Below are 895 nucleotides of genomic sequence, written 5' to 3'. Positions count from 1 at the left end.
GATGGTGTAAGAGAATTGAGAGCTTTTGCAACTAATGATGGTGCTCACATGATACTCGAATTTGGAACAGAGTATGATAATAAAGAAGTGCTCGATAATGTCCGTTCAAAGCTTTCAAACATAAAATCGAAGTTACCTGTTGAAGCGGAATCTCCGATAATCAATGAAATAAACTTGAGCTTATTTCCGATACTCAATGTCGGCTTAATTGGTAATTTGCCAGAAAGAGCCTTAACTGAAATAGCACGCAAGCTAAAGAAAGAAATAGAATCTCTGCCAAATGTTCTCAAAGTTGAAGTGGCAGGTATGCGTAAAGAAACAGTGGAAGTGATAGTTGAGCCCACAGTTCTAACAAAATATAACATTCAATCAAACGAAATATTCCAAGCTATATCAAGCAATAATAGACTAGTGGGAGCTGGGTCACTGGAAAATGATACCGGTAAATATTCGATTAAAATATCAGGGTTATTAAAAGATATAGAAGATATTATGAATATTCCTATTAGATCTCAAGGCGATGCAGTTTTGAGAATCTAAAGATATAGCAAAAGTATACCCTAGGTTTGAGGATCACCAAGGATTTGCTCGCATTAATGGATTACCTAGTGTCGTGCTAGGAATTTCAAAACGTAACGGAAAAAACATAATAGACACAGTAAATCAAGTAAAATACTTAATGGATAAGGCAAAAGATCAATTACCTGAAAATTTAAAAGTGGTGTACTTAAACGACCAGTCAAAAAACGTCCGCGATGTGCTTGATGACTTGGAAAACGGCATAATATTTGCTGTGTTGTTAATATTGATCATAATGATGCTTTCTATGGGAACAAGGATTGCTATTCTTGTGGCACTCTCGATACCCGGTTCCTTTCTCATTGGGATAATAGCT

At 35.9% G+C, this 895-nt stretch carries 2 protein-coding genes; both read left to right on the top strand.

Going from position 1 to position 895, the window contains the following annotated elements:
- A partial coding sequence (locus WG67_RS08940) for an efflux RND transporter permease subunit (protein WP_256363887.1) occupies nucleotides 1-540 on the top strand: 540 nt, incomplete at its 5' end.
- Between the two features lie 73 nt (nucleotides 541-613).
- Nucleotides 614-895 (top strand): efflux RND transporter permease subunit (locus tag WG67_RS08935; RefSeq protein WP_458694945.1); only part of this gene is annotated, 282 nt, incomplete at its 3' end.

Origin of the sequence: Wolbachia endosymbiont of Drosophila incompta, from assembly GCF_001758565.1 — a bacterium.
In the GTDB taxonomy this organism is placed as follows: Bacteria; Pseudomonadota; Alphaproteobacteria; order Rickettsiales; family Anaplasmataceae; genus Wolbachia; species Wolbachia pipientis.
The sequence above is the reverse complement of the archived record's forward strand: the minus strand, read 5'-3'. Positions and strand labels throughout refer to the sequence as shown.